At 66.3% G+C, this 18,590-nt stretch carries 15 protein-coding genes and 1 pseudogene; 15 read left to right on the top strand and 1 reads right to left on the bottom strand.

Annotated features, from left to right (window positions below):
- The 15 genes and pseudogenes from nusB to AYK61_RS04340 all read left to right on the top strand — a co-directional run bounded on the left by nusB (position 1) and on the right by AYK61_RS04340 (position 16,743).
- Positions 1-546, top strand: coding sequence for a transcription antitermination factor NusB (nusB, locus tag AYK61_RS04410; RefSeq protein WP_121869951.1), 546 nt, complete (start codon positions 1-3; stop codon positions 544-546).
- A 139-nt stretch (positions 547-685) separates the two neighbouring features.
- Positions 686-1,273, top strand: coding sequence for a bifunctional pyr operon transcriptional regulator/uracil phosphoribosyltransferase PyrR (gene pyrR, locus AYK61_RS04405; protein ID WP_121869950.1), 588 nt, complete (start codon positions 686-688; stop codon positions 1,271-1,273).
- Positions 1,270-2,250 (top strand): aspartate carbamoyltransferase catalytic subunit, encoded by a 981-nt coding sequence (locus AYK61_RS04400; protein ID WP_121869949.1) that lies wholly within the window; start codon positions 1,270-1,272, stop codon positions 2,248-2,250. The genes pyrR and AYK61_RS04400 overlap by 4 nt, the downstream gene beginning before the upstream one ends.
- A complete protein-coding gene (locus tag AYK61_RS04395; protein ID WP_121869948.1) occupies positions 2,247-3,563 on the top strand; it encodes a dihydroorotase in 1,317 nt (438 codons plus the stop codon). The genes AYK61_RS04400 and AYK61_RS04395 overlap by 4 nt, the downstream gene beginning before the upstream one ends.
- 4 nt (positions 3,564-3,567) lie before the next feature.
- Positions 3,568-4,074, top strand: a complete 507-nt coding sequence (locus AYK61_RS04390; RefSeq protein ID WP_121869947.1) for a transporter — start codon at positions 3,568-3,570, stop codon at positions 4,072-4,074.
- Complete coding sequence (carA, locus tag AYK61_RS04385) at positions 4,071-5,201, top strand: glutamine-hydrolyzing carbamoyl-phosphate synthase small subunit (protein WP_121869946.1); 1,131 nt, start codon at positions 4,071-4,073, stop codon at positions 5,199-5,201. Before AYK61_RS04390 ends, carA begins: the two co-directional genes overlap by 4 nt.
- A pseudogene (carB, locus tag AYK61_RS04380) lies at positions 5,201-8,524 on the top strand (carbamoyl-phosphate synthase large subunit); the annotation flags it as partial. The gene carA and the pseudogene carB, both read left to right, overlap by 1 nt.
- A 146-nt stretch (positions 8,525-8,670) precedes the next feature.
- Positions 8,671-9,501 (top strand): orotidine-5'-phosphate decarboxylase, encoded by an 831-nt coding sequence (gene pyrF, locus AYK61_RS04375; protein ID WP_121869945.1) that lies wholly within the window; start codon positions 8,671-8,673, stop codon positions 9,499-9,501.
- 209 nt (positions 9,502-9,710) lie between these two features.
- Entirely contained in the window at positions 9,711-10,031 is a 321-nt protein-coding gene (gene mihF / locus AYK61_RS04370) for an integration host factor, actinobacterial type (RefSeq protein WP_045199768.1), read from the top strand.
- 5 nt (positions 10,032-10,036) lie between these two features.
- Positions 10,037-10,648: a guanylate kinase gene (gene gmk, locus AYK61_RS04365; protein ID WP_121869944.1), complete on the top strand. Its 612-nt coding sequence runs from the start codon at positions 10,037-10,039 to the stop codon at positions 10,646-10,648.
- 72 nt (positions 10,649-10,720) lie between these two features.
- A complete protein-coding gene (gene rpoZ, locus AYK61_RS04360; protein WP_032377808.1) occupies positions 10,721-11,026 on the top strand; it encodes a DNA-directed RNA polymerase subunit omega in 306 nt (101 codons plus the stop codon).
- 23 nt (positions 11,027-11,049) lie between these two features.
- Complete coding sequence (gene coaBC / locus AYK61_RS04355) at positions 11,050-12,300, top strand: bifunctional phosphopantothenoylcysteine decarboxylase/phosphopantothenate--cysteine ligase CoaBC (RefSeq protein ID WP_121869943.1); 1,251 nt, start codon at positions 11,050-11,052, stop codon at positions 12,298-12,300.
- Positions 12,301-12,482: 182 nt separating this feature from the next.
- Positions 12,483-13,697, top strand: a complete 1,215-nt coding sequence (metK, locus tag AYK61_RS04350) for a methionine adenosyltransferase (protein WP_032397994.1) — start codon at positions 12,483-12,485, stop codon at positions 13,695-13,697.
- Between the two features lie 147 nt (positions 13,698-13,844).
- On the top strand, positions 13,845-15,812 hold the full coding sequence (locus AYK61_RS04345; RefSeq protein ID WP_183130402.1) for a primosomal protein N': 1,968 nt from the start codon (positions 13,845-13,847) through the stop codon (positions 15,810-15,812).
- 79 nt (positions 15,813-15,891) lie between these two features.
- On the top strand, positions 15,892-16,743 hold the full coding sequence (locus AYK61_RS04340) for a cyclase family protein (RefSeq protein WP_121869942.1): 852 nt from the start codon (positions 15,892-15,894) through the stop codon (positions 16,741-16,743).
- Here AYK61_RS04340 and AYK61_RS04335 read toward each other — a convergent pair.
- Positions 16,659-18,380, bottom strand: a complete 1,722-nt coding sequence (locus AYK61_RS04335) for a GGDEF domain-containing protein (protein ID WP_121869941.1) — start codon at positions 18,378-18,380, stop codon at positions 16,659-16,661. The genes AYK61_RS04340 and AYK61_RS04335 overlap by 85 nt on opposite strands.
- Positions 18,381-18,590: the final 210 nt, after the last annotated feature.

The raw sequence follows: 18,590 nt of genomic DNA, 5'->3' as shown, positions 1-18,590 counted from the left end.
GTGTCATCGAACAAGTCGACATCCTCCGCCTCGCAGAACGGTGCCCCCGGTGCGAAGAAGCTCGGTGCGCGCCACAAGGCCCGCAAGCGTGCGGTGGACTTTCTGTTCGAGGCGGAGGCGCGCAACGTCGACCCGGTGAATCTGACCACCGAGCGCATCGAACTCGCAAGCGGCGACGACACGATCGCTCCCGTCAGTGACTACACCAAGACGTTGATCGAGGGTGTGGCCGAGAATCTCGATCGCCTCGACGGAGTGATCGCCGATCACCTCAAGGACTGGACGCTCACCCGTCTGCCTGCAGTCGACAGGGCCATCCTTCGCGTCGCAGTGTGGGAGCTGTTCCACGCCACCGACGTGCCACCCGTCGTCGCCGTCGACGAAGCCGTCGAGCTGGCCAAACAGCTGTCCACCGACGATTCGCCCGGCTTCGTCAACGGCGTGCTCGGTCAGATCGTCCTGGTCGCGCCGCAGGTACGCGCCGCGGCCGCCGCGGTCTCGAGCCGTACGCAGTCCGGCGAACCGTCGGTCGACGCCGAGCAGTGATCGGACCGTCGACGCTCGTGTGACCGAACGCTCTGCGAGCCTGCTGGTCGCGGTTCGCAGAGCGTTGCTAGGCTCTATGCAGCTGTTGTCAGACATCCTTTAACGATCCGTCCAGAGAGGCGGAGAAGGAGGTCGTAGTTTGCCTGCGCCCGAAAGCTCGTCCGCGAACCCCGCCGTTCGCGAGTTGCTGTCCTCGGCCGATGTGGGACGCACCATCTCCCGCATGGCCCATCAGATCATCGAGAAGACGGCCCTCGACGCCGCAGACTCGCCGCGCGTGGTGCTACTCGGCATTCCCACTCGCGGGACCACGTTGGCGGAACGACTCGTCGAACGTATCGAGGCCTTCTCGGGCGTGCGTCCTCCGCTCGGGTCCCTCGACATCACCCTCTACCGCGACGATCTGCGGAACAAGCCGCACCGTCCGCTCGAACGCACGTCGGTGCCGACGGGCGGTGTCGACGACGCACTCGTGGTACTGGTCGACGACGTGCTGTTCTCCGGGCGAACCGTGCGGTCCGCGCTCGACGCCCTGCGTGATCTCGGCCGCCCCCGAGCCGTACAACTCGCGGTCCTGATCGACCGCGGCCACCGCGAGCTTCCGCTTCGTGCGGACTACGTCGGCAAGAACGTCCCCACAGCGCGCACCGAGGACGTGTCGGTGCTGCTCTCCGAACACGACGGCCGCGACGGGGTCAGCCTGTCCGAGGGAGGATCCGCTCGATGAAGCACTTGCTCTCGGTCGCCGACCTGACGGCCGAATCGGCCACCGAGCTTCTCGACGAAGCCGAACGATTCGAGCAAGCGCTTCTCGGCCGCGAAGTCAAGAAACTCCCGACCCTGCGCGGACGCACCATCATGACGGTGTTCTTCGAGAACTCGACGCGCACCCGCGTCTCGTTCGAGGTGGCAGGAAAGTGGATGAGCGCCGACGTCATCAACGTCAGCGCCAGCAGCTCGTCTGTGTCGAAGGGAGAGTCGCTCCGCGACACCGCGATGACGCTGCGCGCCGCAGGTGCCGATGCGCTCATAGTCAGACACCCGGCGTCCGGTGCCGCACACCAGATCGCCCAGTGGACCGCCGATCAGGGCGCTGGCCTCGATGGTCATTCCGCAGACTCCACTCCTGGTGGCGGCCCCGCGGTGATCAATGCCGGCGACGGCACCCACGAACACCCCACCCAGGCGCTGCTCGACGCCCTGACGGTTCGCCAACGACTCGGCGACATCGCCGGCCGTCGGGTGGCGATCGTCGGCGACATCCTGCACAGCCGGGTGGCGCGCTCGAACGCGATCCTGCTGGCCAAGCTCGGTGCCGAGGTGGTGCTGATCGCACCACCGACCCTGCTGCCCGTCGGAGTGACCGGCTGGCCGGTGCGGGTCTCGCACGACATCGACGCCGAACTGCCCGGTCTGGATGCGGTGCTGATGCTCCGAGTGCAGGCCGAGCGAATGAACGGCGGGTTCTTCCCCTCCGCTCGCGAGTACTCGATCACGTACGGGCTCTCGCAGCGCAGGCTCGACCTGCTGCCCGAGCATGCCGTCGTACTGCACCCGGGTCCGATGCTGCGCGGAATGGAGATCGCATCCTCGGTGGCCGATTCTCCGAAAACTGCAGTTCTGCAACAGGTTACGAATGGAGTTCACGTGCGGATGGCGGTGCTGTTCCGATTGCTGGTCGGTTCGGACGGGGGTGCGTCGTGAACGCACCTGCGACCTCGGTCCTACTCCGCGGCGTGGTGCTGTACGGCGAGGGCCCCGAAACCGACGTCCTGATCACCGGTGAGGAGATCGCCGGAATCGGCTCGGACCTCGACGCCGACGGTGCCGAGGTCGTCGATGCCCACGGCCAAATTCTGCTGCCCGGATTCGTCGACATGCACACGCACCTGCGCGAGCCGGGCCGCGAGGACACCGAAACGATCGAATCCGGTTCGGCCGCAGCCGCTCTGGGCGGGTACACCGCAGTGTTCGCGATGGCGAACACCGATCCGGTCGCCGACTCGGTGGTGGTCACCGATCACGTGTGGCGTCGGGGACAGGAAGTCGGCCTCGTCGACGTCCACCCGGTCGGAGCGATCACCGTCGGATTGAAGGGCAAGCAGCTCGCCGAGATGGCCACGATGGCAGCGGGAATCGGCCGGGTGAAGATGTTCTCCGACGACGGCCACTGCGTCGACGATCCACTGATCATGCGTCGGGCACTGGAGTACTCGAGTTCGCTCGGTGTACTCATCGCTCAGCACGCCGAGGAGCCCAGGCTCACCGTCGGTTCCGTCGCACACGAGGGGCCCACTGCGGCGCGTCTCGGACTGGCCGGTTGGCCACGCGCGGCAGAGGAATCGATCGTGGCACGCGACGCCCTGCTCGCCCGTGACGCGGGTGCGCGGGTGCACATCTGCCATGCATCCACCGCGGGAACCGTCGAGTTGATGAAATGGGCACGCGGACAGGGCATTTCGATCACCGCCGAGGTCACCCCGCATCACCTGCTGCTCGACGATTCGCGGCTCGAGACGTACGACGCGATCAACAAGGTGAACCCGCCACTGCGCGAGAAGTCCGATGTCGACGCCCTGCGCAAGGGCTTGGCCGACGGTGTGATCGATTGTGTGGCAACCGATCACGCTCCGCATGCCGAGCAGGACAAGTGCTGTGAGTTCTCGATCGCCCGTCCCGGAATGCTCGGGCTCGAAACCGCACTGTCCATCGTCGTCGACACGATGGTGACCCCGGGACTGCTCGATTGGCGCGGCGTGGCGCGGGTGATGAGCGAGCGTCCCGCACAGATCGTCGGATTGGCCGATCAGGGACGGCCTGTCGAGGTCGGCGAGATCGCCAACCTCACGCTGGTGGACCCGAATGCGAGCTGGACGGTCTCGGGCAAGAAGCTGGCCAGCGTCGCACACAACACGCCGTTCGAGGACATGACCTTCTCCTCGAAGGTGACCACGACGGTGTTGCGCGGACGAATCACCGTCCGCGGCGGAGTCGTGGCGAACAGAGCGGGAGAGTAGAGCCGTGGACAGAGTTCTCATCGTCATCGGATTCATCCTGTTCTGGGCGCTGATGATCGCGCTGATCTTCTGGGGTTGGCGAGGACGGCAGAAGCGCCAGGAAGAGCGAATCGGTGACTTCCCCGGCGTGCCCGAGAACCTGGGTGCCACCCACATCGAGCCCAGCACCGGCCTGTACGTCGGCAGCACCATCGCGCCGAGCTGGCAGGACCGCATCGCCGTCGGAGACATCGGCCACCGCGCCACCGGTGAACTGTCGCGATACGAGAAGGGCATTCTGCTCGATCGAGACGGAGAATCTCCCATCTGGATTCCGACGGAATCGATCCGCGCGATCCGCACCGAACGCGGGTTGGCAGGCAAGGTCATGACCAAGGACGGGCTCCTGGTCATTCGCTGGGAGCTCCCGACGGGGACCGAGATAGACACCGGCTTCCGGGCCGACGACAAGCAGATCTACCCGGTGTGGACAGCGAGTTCCACCGGAGAAACCAAGGAGGAAACCGCGTGAGCAGCGCAGTTCTTGTTCTGGAGGACGGCCGGACATTCCGCGGCACCACATTCGGCGCACAGGGGCGCACCCTCGGGGAGGCCGTGTTCTGCACCGGAATGACCGGGTACCAGGAGACCCTCACCGACCCGAGCTATCACCGACAGATCGTCGTCGCGACCGCGCCCCAGATCGGTAACACCGGCTGGAACCAAGAGGACGGTGAAGCCGCCAGCGCCCAGGATCCCAACAAGATCTGGGTCGCCGGCTACGTCGTGCGAGATCCGGCGCGCCGCACCTCGAGTTGGCGCTCGACCGGAACTCTGCAGGATCAGCTCGAGGCCCAGAACGTCGTGGGCATCGCCGGAATCGACACGCGCGCCCTCGTACGGCACCTGCGCACCCGCGGCTCGATGCGAGCGGGAGTGTTCTCCGGCGACGCACTCGGCACCTCGGACGAGATGCTCGAGCAGGTGGTCGGTCAGCCGTCGATGCTCGGTGCGGACCTCGCCGGCGAGGTGACCACCGGAGCCGGCTACACCATCGAGCCGGCCGGCGATGCTCGATTCACCGTCGTCGCAGTCGATCTCGGTATCAAGACCAACACTCCGCGGATGTTCGCCGAGCGCGGCATCCGCGTGCACGTGGTGCCCTCGAACACCACCATCGAGCAGGTTCTGGAACTGAACCCGGACGGCGTCTTCCTGTCCAACGGACCAGGCGACCCGGCCACGGCCGACACCAGCGTCGCGTTGACCAGGCAGGTACTCGAACGTGAGCTTCCGCTGTTCGGTATCTGCTTCGGCAACCAGATCTTCGGACGCGCACTGGGCCGTGGCACCTACAAGATGAAGTTCGGCCACCGCGGCATGAACATCCCGGTCATCGAGCACACCACCGGCCGTATCGCGATCACCGCGCAGAACCACGGATTCGCACTCGAAGGCGAAGCGGGCGAGGAGTTCGACACCGACTTCGGCCGAGCCCGCATCAGCCATACCTGCGCCAACGACGGCACCGTCGAGGGCGTCGAGTTGATCGGCGGCAGCGCCTTCTCCGTGCAGTACCACCCCGAGGCCGCGGCCGGTCCACACGACGCCGCCTACCTCTTCGACCGTTTCACCAGCGTCCTTCAGGAGAAGAAGTAATGCCACGCCGCACAGACCTGAACCACGTCCTGGTCATCGGATCCGGCCCGATCGTCATCGGTCAGGCCTGTGAGTTCGACTACTCCGGCACCCAGGCCTGCCGAGTGCTGCGCGAGGAAGGACTGCGTGTCAGCCTCGTCAACTCCAACCCCGCGACGATCATGACCGACCCCGAGTTCGCCGACGCCACCTACGTCGAGCCGATCACGGCGGAATTCATCGAGAAGATCTTCGCCCGCGAAGCCGAGCAGGGTCATCCCATCCAGGCCGTGCTCGCCACCCTCGGTGGACAGACGGCGCTCAATGCCGCTGTCGCACTGCACGATCAGGGAATTCTCACCAAGTACGGCGTCGAGCTGATCGGTGCCGACTTCGACGCCATCCAGCGCGGCGAGGATCGGCAGAAGTTCAAGGACATCGTCGCCAAGGTCGGTGGCGAGTCCGCGAAGTCTGCCGTCTGCTACACGATGGACGAGGTCCGCGAGACCGTCGCCGAGCTCGGCTTCCCGGTCGTGGTCCGGCCGTCGTTCACCATGGGCGGTCTCGGTTCGGGACTGGCCTACAACGACGAGGACCTGACCCGGATCGCGGGCGGCGGGCTGGCGGCCTCGCCGACGGCGAACGTCCTCATCGAGGAGTCCATCCTCGGCTGGAAGGAATACGAGCTCGAGCTGATGCGCGACGGCCGCGACAACGTGGTCATCGTGTGTTCCATCGAGAACGTGGACCCCGTGGGCGTGCACACCGGCGACTCGGTGACCGTCGCCCCGGCCATGACGCTGACCGACCGCGAATACCAGAAGATGCGCGACCTCTCCATCGACATCCTGCGTGAGGTGGGCGTCGATACCGGCGGCTGCAACATCCAGTTCGCGATGGACCCGGCGGACGGGCGTCTCGTCGTCATCGAGATGAACCCGCGGGTGTCTCGCTCGTCGGCGCTGGCTTCGAAGGCGACCGGTTACCCGATCGCGAAGATGGCCGCCAAGCTGGCCATCGGTTACACCCTCGACGAGATCGTCAACGACATCACCCGCGAGACCCCGGCCTGCTTCGAGCCGACCCTGGACTACGTGGTCGTCAAGGCACCGCGGTTCGCGTTCGAGAAGTTCCCCGGTGCCGACGGCACGCTGACCACGACGATGAAGTCCGTCGGTGAGGCGATGTCGATCGGCCGCAACTTCACCGAGGCCTTCGGCAAGGTGATGCGTTCGCTCGAAACCAAGCGCGCGGGTTACTGGACCGGCCCCGAGGTCGAGGCCGAGAGCCTCGACGCGCTGTTGCAGGACCTATCCGTTCCTCAGGACGGTCGGATGTACGGAATCGAGAAGGCGTTCGCGATGGGCGCCACCCTCGAGCAGCTCTTCGAGGCGACCAAGATCGACCCGTGGTTCCTGGATCAGTTCCAGCAGATCCACGAACTCGGCGTTCAGGTTCGCGAGGCGGCCGAATTCGACGAGGCGCTGCTGCGGCAGGCGAAGTATCACGGTCTGTCCGACCGCCAGATCGCGGCTCTGCGTCCCGAACTCGACGGTGAGGACGGTGTGCGGGCGCTGCGTACCGAGCTCGGTGTGCATCCGGTCTACAAGACGGTCGACACCTGCGCTGCCGAGTTCGAGGCCAAGACCCCGTACCACTACGGCACCTACGAGCTCGACCCCGAGGCCGAATCGGAAGTGGCCCCGCAGCCGGACCGCCCCAAGGTGCTCATCCTCGGCTCGGGTCCCAACCGCATCGGTCAGGGCATCGAATTCGACTACAGCTGTGTGCACGCAGCGCAGACACTGTCCGAAGCCGGCTACGAGACGGTGATGGTCAACTGCAACCCCGAAACCGTCTCCACCGACTACGACACCGCAGACCGCCTGTACTTCGAGCCACTGACCTTCGAGGACGTCCTCGAGGTGTACCGGGCCGAGGCGGCGTCGGGCACGGTGCGGGGCGTCATCGTCCAGCTCGGCGGACAGACCCCGCTCGGACTCGCCAAGCGACTGAAGGCCGCAGGCGTCCCGATCGTCGGAACGTCGCCCGAGGCCATCGACCTCGCCGAGGACCGGGGCGAATTCGGCAAGGTGCTCGACGCAGCCGGACTGCCGGCAGCGAAGTACGGCACCGCGACGACGTTCGACGGAGCTCGTGAGATCGCCGCGGGAATCGGTTACCCGGTGCTGGTGCGTCCGTCCTACGTTCTCGGCGGACGCGGCATGGAGATCGTGTACGACGAGGCCTCGCTCGCGACGTACATCTCCAACGCGACGGAGATCTCGGACGACCGTCCGGTACTGGTAGACCGATTCCTCGAAGATGCAGTCGAGATCGACGTCGATGCACTGTGCGACGGTAGCGAGGTCTACATCGGCGGCATCATGGAACACATCGAGGAGGCCGGTATCCACTCCGGCGACTCGGCGTGCGCGTTGCCGCCGATCACGCTCGGCAAGACCGACATCGAGAACGTCCGCCGGTCCACCGAGGCTCTCGCGAAGGGCATCGGCGTGCGCGGCCTGCTCAACGTGCAGTACGCACTCAAGGACGACATCCTGTACGTCCTCGAGGCCAACCCGCGTGCGAGCCGGACTGTTCCGTTCGTCTCCAAGGCGACGGCCGTACAGCTCGCAAAGGCCTGCGCCCGAGTGATGCTGGGGGAGAGCATCGCCGAGCTGCGGACCGCAGGCATCCTGCCCGAGACCGGGGACGGTGGCACCGTTCCGGCCGGCGCCCCGATCGCGGTCAAGGAAGCGGTGTTGCCGTTCAACCGGTTCCGTCGCGCGGACGGAACCGGAGTGGACACTCTGCTCAGCCCGGAGATGAAGTCCACCGGCGAGGTGATGGGAATCGACTTCGATTTCGGCACCGCTTTCGCCAAGAGTCAGACCGCCGCGTACGGCTCGTTGCCCACGGGCGGCGCGGTGTTCGTGTCGGTGGCCAACAAGGACAAGCGATCACTGATCTTCCCGGTGAAGCGACTGGCGGATCTGGGCTTCACGATTCTGGCGACCGAGGGCACCGCAGATGTATTGCGACGCAACGGAATCACATGTGAGCAGGTGTACAAGCAGTCCGGCGAGGACGTGCCGGAGGGGGAGCGGACCATCGTCGACCGGATACTCGCCGGTGACATCGCCATGGTGATCAATACTCCGTACGGCAACTCCGGCCCCCGCGTCGACGGGTACGAGATCCGGAGCGCCGCGGTGGCGCAGAACATTCCGTGCATCACCACGGTGCAGGGCGCGTCGGCAGCGGTGCAGGGCATCGAAGCCGGTATCGCCGGCGGAATCGGTGTTCGCTCGCTGCAGGATCTGCATGCGGGTCTGAAGCAGGGACTGGGAGTGGAGCCTGCGGAACGACCCGAGGGGCTGGGAGTGGAGCCTGCGGAACGACCCGAGGGGCTGGGAGTGGAGCCTGCGGAACGACCCGAGGGGCTGGGAGTGGAGCCTGCGGAACGACCCGAGGGGCGGGGAGTGGAATGACGCACGATCGCAGTTGGTCGGGCAGGCTTCGGGCCGCGGTCGCGGCGCGCGGTCGACTGTGTGTCGGTATCGATCCGCATCCGGCTCTGCTCGAGGCGTGGGAGTTGCCACGCTCGGCGGACGGTCTCGAGGTGTTCGCCGAGCTGTGTGTCGAGGCGTTCGTCGGTGAGGTGGCGATCGTCAAGCCTCAGGTGGCGTTCTTCGAGGCGTACGGATCTGCCGGGTACGCGGTGCTCGAACGCACTGTCAGTGTGCTCAGGGACGCGGGCACCCTGGTGATCGCCGATGCGAAGCGCGGCGACATCGGCACCACGATGGATGCATACGCACAGGCTTGGCTGGACCCCGCGTCTCCGTTGTCCTCGGACGCCGTCACGGTGTCGCCGTACCTGGGCTTCGATTCGCTGGGGGAGACGGTCGACCGAGCGGTGCAACATCAGCGCGGTGTGTTCGTGCTGGCTCGAACCTCGAATGCGGAGGGCTCGGCCCTGCAGCAGGCGGCGACGTCGAACGGCGGGTCGGTGGGTCAGTCGATCGTCGACGCGGCGGCGGCGCGTAATCGCCTCGATGCCGACACCGTGGGGTTGGTCGTCGGTGCCACTCGTGATCATGGTCTCGATCTGTCGAACTACACCGGGCCCATCCTCGCCCCGGGTCTGGGTGCACAGGGAGCGACGGTTGCCGATCTAGCGGAGATCTTCCGCGAGTCGCGTGAGCTGTTGCTCCCCAACTCCTCTCGGGGTGTGCTGGCGGCAGGCCCGTCGGTGACGGCATTGCGTGACGCGGCGATGCGGTTGCGCGACGAGATCGAAGCCGGTCTTGCATAGTCGATGCTGCTGCGCTCCGGCACTCGGGGGCGAGTTAGCGGTGAACGCGAGTCGTCGGTACGGTCGCTAGCGCTGCCGACGAACAGCGCGGATCGCCAGTGCGGAGCGCCGATGACCGCGGCCGGTGGCAGTGGAACACCGATGATCGACGTGCCGACAGCGATCGTGTGCGTCGTATCGCCCAGAACGAGAAGACGGAGGAACCGACAGTGGCCCTTCCCCAGTTGACCCCCGAGCAGCGTGCCGCTGCCCTCGAGAAGGCAGCGATCGCCAGGAAAGCGCGCGCCGAGCTCAAGGAGCGTCTCAAGCGCGGCGGCACCGATCTCAAGCAAGTGCTCGAGGATGCCGAGACGGACGAGATTCTCGGAAAGATGAAGGTCTCCGCGTTGCTCGAGGCCCTGCCGAAGGTGGGCAAGGTCAAGGCCGCGGAGTTGATGACGGAATTGGAGATCGCGCCCACCCGTCGACTGCGAGGTCTCGGCGATCGGCAGCGCAAGGCGCTGTTGACGAAGTTCGATTTCGAGGCCTGACGACAGTGAATGACACTGCGGCGACATCGGTCGCGGAGAACGAGCGCGGCCGGTTGGTGGTGCTGTCCGGCCCCTCCGGCGTCGGCAAGTCCAGTGTCGTTCGGCTCGTGCGCGCGGCGCTTCCCGAGCTGGTCTTCAGCGTGTCGGTCACGACGCGATCGCCGCGGCCGGGCGAGGTGGACGGTCAGGATTACCACTTCGTGTCGGCCGGCGAGTTCGATCGGATGATCGCCGACGACGAGCTGCTCGAGTGGGCGAGTATCCATGGTGGTCTGCAGCGGTCGGGGACTCCGGCCGCACCCGTGGAGGCCGCGCTCGAGGCAGGCAGCCCGGTGCTGCTCGAGCTCGATCTGGCCGGTGCTCGTGCCGTGCGGGTGTCCAAGCCCGAGGCTCTGCTGGTGTTCATGGCACCACCGACGTGGGACGACCTGGTCTCTCGTCTGGTCGGTCGCGCGACCGAGGAGAGCGCGGCCACCGAGCGGAGGTTGGAGACCGCACGGGTGGAATTGGCCGCACAGGAGGAGTTCGACACGGTGGTTGTCAATACCGATGTCGACCATTCGTGCGAACAGTTGGTATCCTTGTTGGTCGGTAGGTCGTCGGTCGGCAACAGCTGACAAGTTTCACGGCGCACGAGGCCCCGACCAGCTAGTTCGTAGCACCAACGATGCAATTTCAGGAGATCATCAGTGAGCAGCATTTCAGCGGCCGTTTCCGACTTCGACGGACGCAGCGCTCTGCCGGCCTACGACACGCCGCTCGGCATCACCAATCCACCCATCGACGAGTTGCTCGCCCGCACCTCGTCCAAGTATGCCCTCGTGATCTACGCAGCCAAGCGTGCGCGTCAGATCAACGACTACTACAACCAGCTCGGTGACGGCATCCTCGAGTACGTGGGACCGCTGGTCGAGCCGGGTCTGCAGGAGAAGCCGCTGTCGATCGCTCTCCGCGAGATCCACGCGGACCTGCTCGAGCACACCGAAGGCGAATAAGAACCTCACAGAGGACATCTGACTTGCACGTTGTCGTAGGAGTCGGCGGAGGTATCGCCGCCTACAAGAGTTGTTCGCTCATCCGCAGTTTCACCGAGAGTGGGCATCAGGTACGGGTGATTCCTACCGCGTCCGCTCTGGAGTTCGTCGGGCGCGCGACGTTCGAGGCGCTGTCCGGTCAACCGGTGCACACCGGGGTCTTCGCAGATGTGCCGGAAGTCCCGCACGTGCGCCTGGGCCAAGAGGCGGACCTCGTCGTCGTCGCTCCGGCCACCGCGGACCTCATGGCCCGCATCGCCGGGGGACGGGCCGATGACCTTCTGACGGCCACCCTGCTCACCGCGCGGTGTCCGGTGGTCCTGGCTCCCGCGATGCACACCGAGATGTGGGAGCACCCCGCCACGGTCACCAACGTCGCGACCCTTCGCTCACGCGGTACGCACGTGATCGAACCGGCGTCGGGGCGTCTGACCGGTCGCGACACCGGGTCGGGTCGACTACCCGAGCCCGACGAGATCTTCGCGCTCTCGATGCTCGTGACCGAGCGAGCCGATGCGCTTCCTCGGGACCTCGAAGGACGCCACGTTCTGGTGTCTGCCGGCGGCACTCGTGAGCCTCTCGACCCGGTCCGTTTTCTGGGCAATCGAAGCTCCGGCAAGCAGGGATACGCGCTCGCACGTGTGGCTGCGCAACGCGGAGCCCAGGTGACGTTGGTCGCCGGATACACCAGCGACCTCGACGCTCCGGCCGCGGTCGACGTCGTGCACGTCAAGACGGCGTCGGACATGCAGGACGCCGTTCGCAAACGTGCCGTCGGTGTCGATGCAGTCGTGATGGCGGCCGCGGTCGCCGACTTCCGCCCGGAGTCCATCGCGGGCAGCAAGATCAAGAAGGGGTCGAACGAGCCGTCGTCTATCCCGCTGGTCCGCAACGACGACATCCTCGCTGGCCTCGTCTCGGCTCGCCGCGACGGTGAGCTCGAATCGTCGACGGTCATCGTCGGATTCGCCGCCGAGACCGGGGACGCGGACGGAGACGTGTTGACGTATGCGCGGGCCAAGCTCGAACGCAAGGGCTGCGACCTGCTCGTGGTCAACGCTGTCGGTGACGGCAAGGCCTTCGAGGTCGACCACAACGACGGATGGTTGCTCGGATCCGACGGTTCCGAGGCTGCGCTCGGTGAGGGTTCGAAAGCACTTCTCGCGAGCCGCGTCCTGGATTCGGTGGCGCAGATGCTCGACGCACGGAGTCCTCGACCGAAGTCCACTCCGTGATGGCGGCGAGGGTGCACGATCGATGTCGCACCGGTTACCGTGCTGAGCGCCACGTGTAGTGCCGTAGAGGTTTGCCTGGCTCCGGCAGGGGCGATAACACCGAGGGAACGTCAAATTTTCGTGGAGTGCCCGACCGGCGCGAGGCGTCGGGTCGGGCAGGAACATGCGTCGAGAGGAAGTCCGTGAGCAAGTCCGGTAGTCGGCTTTTCACCAGCGAGTCCGTCACAGAGGGTCATCCCGACAAGATCTGTGACGCCATCAGCGATTCGATTCTCGATGCTCTGTTGACGGAGGATCCGCGGGCTCGGGTGGCCGTGGAGACTCTGGTCACCACCGGCCAGGTGCATGTCGCGGGTGAGGTCAACACCACCGCGTATGCCGACATCCCCAAGATCGTGCGCGAGAAGGTGCTCGAGATCGGGTACGACTCGTCGGCCAAGGGGTTCGACGGAAATTCGTGCGGCGTGAACGTCGCGATCGGCGCGCAGTCTCCCGAGATTGCTCAGGGCGTCGATCATTCGCACGAGGCCCGAGTCGAAGGACTGTCCGACGACGAGATCGACCGTCAGGGTGCTGGCGATCAGGGGTTGATGTTCGGGTACGCCAACACCGACACTCCCGAGCTGATGCCGTTGCCGATCGCGTTGGCACACCGGCTTTCTCGGCGACTGACCGAGGTCCGCAAGAGTGGCGTGCTGCCGTACCTGCGTCCGGACGGCAAGACGCAGGTGACGATCGAATACGACGGTGACAACGCCGTTCGCCTCGACACCGTGGTGATCTCGACCCAGCATGCAGCCGACATCGATCTCGACAACCTGCTCACTCCCGATATCAGGGAGAAGGTGCTCGGGTCGGTTCTCGCCGAGTTGGACGTGCCGACGCTGGACACGTCCGATGTACGTCTGTTGGTCAATCCCACCGGAAAGTTCGTGCTCGGTGGACCGATGGGTGACGCCGGGTTGACCGGTCGCAAGATCATCGTCGACACCTACGGCGGCATGGCACGGCATGGCGGCGGTGCGTTCTCCGGCAAGGACCCGTCCAAGGTCGACCGCAGCGCCGCGTACGCGATGCGCTGGGTCGCGAAGAACGCTGTCGCGGCCGGGCTCGCCGATCGCATCGAGGTCCAGGTGGCGTACGCCATCGGCAAGGCCGCGCCGGTCGGGTTGTTCGTCGAGACGTTCGGCACCGAGAAGACCGATCCCGCGCGTATTCAGGCGGCGATCAGCGAGGTGTTCGACTTGCGTCCCGGTGCCATCATTCGTGATCTGGATCTGCTGCGACCGATCTACGCACCCACTGCGGCGTACGGTCACTTCGGCCGCACCGACATCGATCTTCCGTGGGAGTCCACCGATCGCGCAGGCAAGCTCCGCGAGGCTGCCGGACTCTGAGTTCGGCTTCGACCGTTCTGCACGTACCCTGCTCGCACCGGCTCGGTGCTCCGACATCGAGTGTGGGGTGAGAATCGAGGAGGAGGTGCGGTGGCGGGCGTAGCGCGGGTGGCGGCGTCGGATCTTCCGATCGCGCGCATTCTCCCGATGTTGCCGCTGCCGCATCTCGACCGAGAGTTCGACTACCTCGTTTCCGAGGAGATGAGCAGTGATGCTCAACCCGGGGTGCGAGTTCGGGTTCGGTTCGCAGGCCGACTGGTCGACGGTTTCGTGTTGGCCAGACTGGCCGAGACCGAGCATTCCGGCAAGCTCGGCTGGCTCGATCGGGTGGTGTCGGCGGAGCGAGTTCTGACCCCGGAGATCGCGGAACTGGCCGAGGCGGTGGCCGATCGGTACGCCGGGACCAGAGCGGACGTGCTGCGTCTGGCGATCCCGGCTCGCCACGCCCGAGTCGAGGCGGAACAGACGCCCGTCGTCGAGCCGCCGGTCGAGCCGGCCATCGACCGGGCAGCCTGGTCGGTATACACCCACGGCTCGAACTTCCTCGACGCGTTGGCATCGGGACGCATACCGCGGGCGGTATGGCAGGCGTTGCCCGGTGAGCGGTGGCCGGTGCGGCTGGCGGAGGCCGCTGCGGTGACCGTCGCCGGCGGTCGATCCGCGGTGGTGGTGGTACCCGATCAGCGAGACCTCGATCGGCTGGAGGCGGCCTGCACGGCTCTGCTCGGTGCCGACCGGGTGGTGGCGTTGTCGGCCGGATTGGGCCCGGCGAAGCGGTATCGGCAATGGTTGCGCGGTCTGCGATCGGGCCCGGTCGTCGTGGTGGGGACCCGCAGCGCAGTGTTCGCTCCGGTGTCCACTCTGGGCATGATTGCCGTCTGGGACGACGGTGACGACAGTTTCGCCGAGCCCCGCTCGCCGTATCCGCACGCCAGAGAAGTTGCGTTGCTCCGAGCGCACGTATCCGGGGCCGCGGTCGTCATCGGCGGACATTCGCGGACGGCGGAGGCGGAAGCTCTCGTCGATTCCGGTTGGGCACACGACCTGGTGGCTCCTCGTGAGCTGGTCCGTGAGCGTCAACCCCACGTGGTGGCCTTGTCGGACTCGGACCATGCGCTCGCGCGGGATCCTGCAGCCCGTGTCGCCCGGTTGCCCGCGATCGCGTTCGAGGCTGCGCGCGCTGCACTGAAGGCCGATTCGCCTGTGCTGGTGCAAGTTCCGCGCGGCGGGTACGTGCCGTCACTGGCATGCGCGAAGTGTCGGCATCCGGCTCGGTGTCGCCGGTGCAACGGGCCGTTGGCTCTGCCCTCCGCCCCTGGAAGCGACGGAGCCGGCAGTCCGACGTGCTCGTGGTGTGGAATCGCCGACACCGCGCATCGGTGCACGGTGTGCGGATCACGCAACCTGCGTGCAGTCGTGATCGGCGCGGGCCGCACCGCCGAGGAACTGGGACGGGCATTTCCCGGCGTACCCATACACAACTCGGGAGGCGCCGCCGTGCTCGACGCCGTCCAACCCGGTGCCGGTCTGGTCGTGTCGACCGTCGGCGCCGAGCCGACGGTCGACGGCGGGTACGGCGCGGCCCTCTTGCTGGACGGCTGGGCTCTCCTCGGCCGGGCGGACCTGCGCGCGGCAGAGGAGACACTGCGTCGGTGGATGACGGCCGCGGCCTTGGTCCGGCCGGGCACGGCTGGTGGCCGCGTGGTCGTCGTCGCCGAGTCCGAGATACCCACGGTGCAGGCGCTGGTTCGCTGGGATCCACTGTGGCACGCCCGAAGCCAGTTGGACGAAAGAGTCGAGGTACGGTTCCCGCCCGCCGTGCACGTCGCGGCGATCGACGGAACCACCGATGCGATCACGGCGTTGGTGGAGAGTGCAGATCTGCCCGAGGCAGTGGAAATACTCGGGCCGGTCGACCTGCCGGACGGCCAACGGGCACCCGCGGGCGGCGGTGAGGACGTACTTCCCGGTGATGTGCAGCGCCTGTTGATACGCGTACCGCGCAGCACCGGGGCGGCGTTGGCGCGTGCGCTGGCCACCGCTCAGGCGTCGCGCAGTGCCAAGAAACTCGGCGGTGGAGTGCGGGTTCAGATAGACCCGATTCGAATCGGTTGATACTGCCGTCCGTGCTCGACGTGGCCTAGGGTTGCCTCGGGGCGGCGCACGGGGCGCCGACGAGAGGTGGGTCGGGGATATGAAGAGAAGGCAGCTCTTTCGCCGTGCGACAACAGGTTTGGCAGTGGTGATCGGGGCCCGTCTGGTGGCACCCGCCACCGCCGACGCTCTGCCCGGTACCGGCTCGGCGCAGCCGCCGACACCGGCCGTTCCGTTGGACCGACTGCTCCGGATCGTGTCGCTGTCGCACATCAACGATCCGGCGCTCACCCCGATCTTTCCCGGCGATCCCGAATTCTCGCTCGAGACGGCGTTCACCGTCGCCGACGACGGCTTCTACCTCCAGTACGTCAAGGAGGGCGAGCACACCGGCACGCACTGGGGAGCGCCCGCACACTTCCAGGAAGGTGGGCTGACCGCCGACCAGCTCGATCCGGAGGATCTGTTTCTGCCTGCGGTGAAGATCGACATTCGTGATCGGGCGGCCGCCGACGCCGATTACGCCGTGACGGTGGCCGACCTGCAGAACTGGGAAGCAGTCAACGGAGCCATTCCGCGAGGGGCGGCTGTCATTCTGTGGACCGGATGGGCGTCACGCTGGGGGACCGATGCCTACGCCAACGCGGACGCGGACGGTGTGACGCACCAACCCGGGTTCTCCGCGGAGGCGGCGCAGTGGTTGATCGACACGGGCAGGCTCGCCGATAGAGGTGCCCTCGGTACCGACACCTTCGGACCCGATCTGGGGAACGACGACACCTATCCGGTGTCCGTCAAGCTCTACGACCGGCGTCGGATCAGCCTGGAGAACCTGACCAATCTGGAGTCGATTCCGGCCACGGGTGCCTACGTTCTGGTCGGTGGCCCGATCAACCGGTCCGGATCTGGTTCGCCTGCAACCATTTTCGGTCTGGTGCCCAGAATCGCCTGATCGGAACCGCTCGACACCGCGCGGAGTGTGCCCGCGGTGTCGTAGGCGTAGATGCCGGCCTTGCCCTCGTGTTTGGCCTTGTACATCGCGCGATCGGCGAGCCGCATCAGCTCGTCCTCGTCGACGCCGGAGGTGTGGGAGGTGTCGGAGTCGTGGACGTCGGAGTCGTCCTCGGGTGTGCGGTCGACCTGACCGATCTGCACGGCTCCCACGCACACGCCGATCGACACCGAATGGCCGTCGATCTCGTGTGCTGTCCGCATCGCCTCGGCGATGCGGACAGCCGTCGCGCAACCGGTATCGAGGTCGGCGTGAACCAGGGCGGTGAACTCATCGCCGCCGAAGCGCGCCACCACCCCGTCGACCACGCATCGGTCGAGGCGGCGTGCGAGTTCGACCAGGAGCCGATCGCCGCCGCCGTGGCCGAATCTGTCGTTGACGCTCTTGAAGTCGTCGAGGTCGATCAGCAGCAGGACGGCGCGGCCCCGGCCCGCTCGGGCGTCGTGCACCGCCGCTCGCAGGTGTTCGTCGAACGACGACCGGTTGAGCAGCCCGGTCAGCCCGTCATGGTGCGCGCGGTACGTAAGCTCGGCCTGTGCCCGAGACAGACTTCGGAGCAGATTGTCGTTCTGCACCAGGGTGATCACCTGGCGCACGAGCGAGAGCAGCACCACGGCCACCCCGAGCACGATGACGGTGGAGTCCAGCTCCCCGGTCTGCACCCGAAGTATCGCCAACACGATGCCGATGGCACCCATGAGTGCGTACGGCAACAGCAACTGTGTTCTTTCACCGGTGACGGTCTCGGCGTACGCCCGCTCAGAGGGGTCCGATCCGTGCAGCGACGAGGGATCGTCGTCGACGGTTGTCGGGGCGGCGGCCGCGAGAGCGATGAGCGCGGTGCCTGCGATGAATCCGCTGTCGGTGAGAACCGGCATGAAATCCGCACCGGTGGCCACGAGGTACGCGTAGATGCTGTCGGATATCGCCATCATCAGGATCCCGGCACCGAGCAGGGTGAGCTGCGTTCGGTACCGCGACGCGATCTTCGGGATCACGGCGAGCAGCACGATCATGGCCACGAGAACCAGGTCGGTGATGGGGTACATGATCGCCACGAGGAACTCGATGGACTCGGATTCCGACGAGTGCACGACCGCACCGAGCACGGTGGCCCAGGAGAGAACGAAGAGTGACCCGACGACGACGGCCCCGTCGAGCAACGACATCACCCAGACATGGCGTGCACCTGCCGCCGCCCGCCGGGGCGACAGGCCGACGAAGGCGAGCAATGCGGGCACGGCGAAGATCGGGAAGAGAAAGAACCCGACGTCGGCTACCGATGCGGTCGGCAGCGGCATGTCGAGAGCGGATCGATACAAGGCCCAGACCGCCATGCCTGCACTCCAGCACGCCATTCCTGCGGCCATCAGAACGCGCCACTGCCGTTCGGAGCCCGTCCTTCTCGACGCCGTCCGCCAGCAGACAACCGTCGCGGTGATACCACCTGCGAGCTGTGCGACGTCGTCGATCAGAACCGAAATTCGCTGGCCGAGAACGTTGGAGCCGGCGAGCAGGACGACGGCCAGGACGCAGCCGAGAACGACGGTCGCGCGTCGCCTCGTCGATCCGGCCACACGGCCTCCCTCGTTCGTGAGCGAGCGCTTTCGAGCCGGCCGCTGTATTCGGCGCGTCCACGAGAGCTCGTGCCGACCGCGTCATTCTAACGAGCAGGAGCGATCGACGACGCGTTCCTCGGATGCAGAAACGTGGAGGTTGCCTCGGGACCTTGCCAAAGATCTATTGTCGATATATCGTCGATGTGTCAATCGATATGAAGGAGAACG

It is taken from the genome of Rhodococcus sp. SBT000017 (genome assembly GCF_003688915.1).
Classification (GTDB): Bacteria; Actinomycetota; Actinomycetes; order Mycobacteriales; family Mycobacteriaceae; genus Rhodococcoides.
The sequence above is the reverse complement of the archived record's forward strand: the minus strand, read 5'-3'. Positions and strand labels throughout refer to the sequence as shown.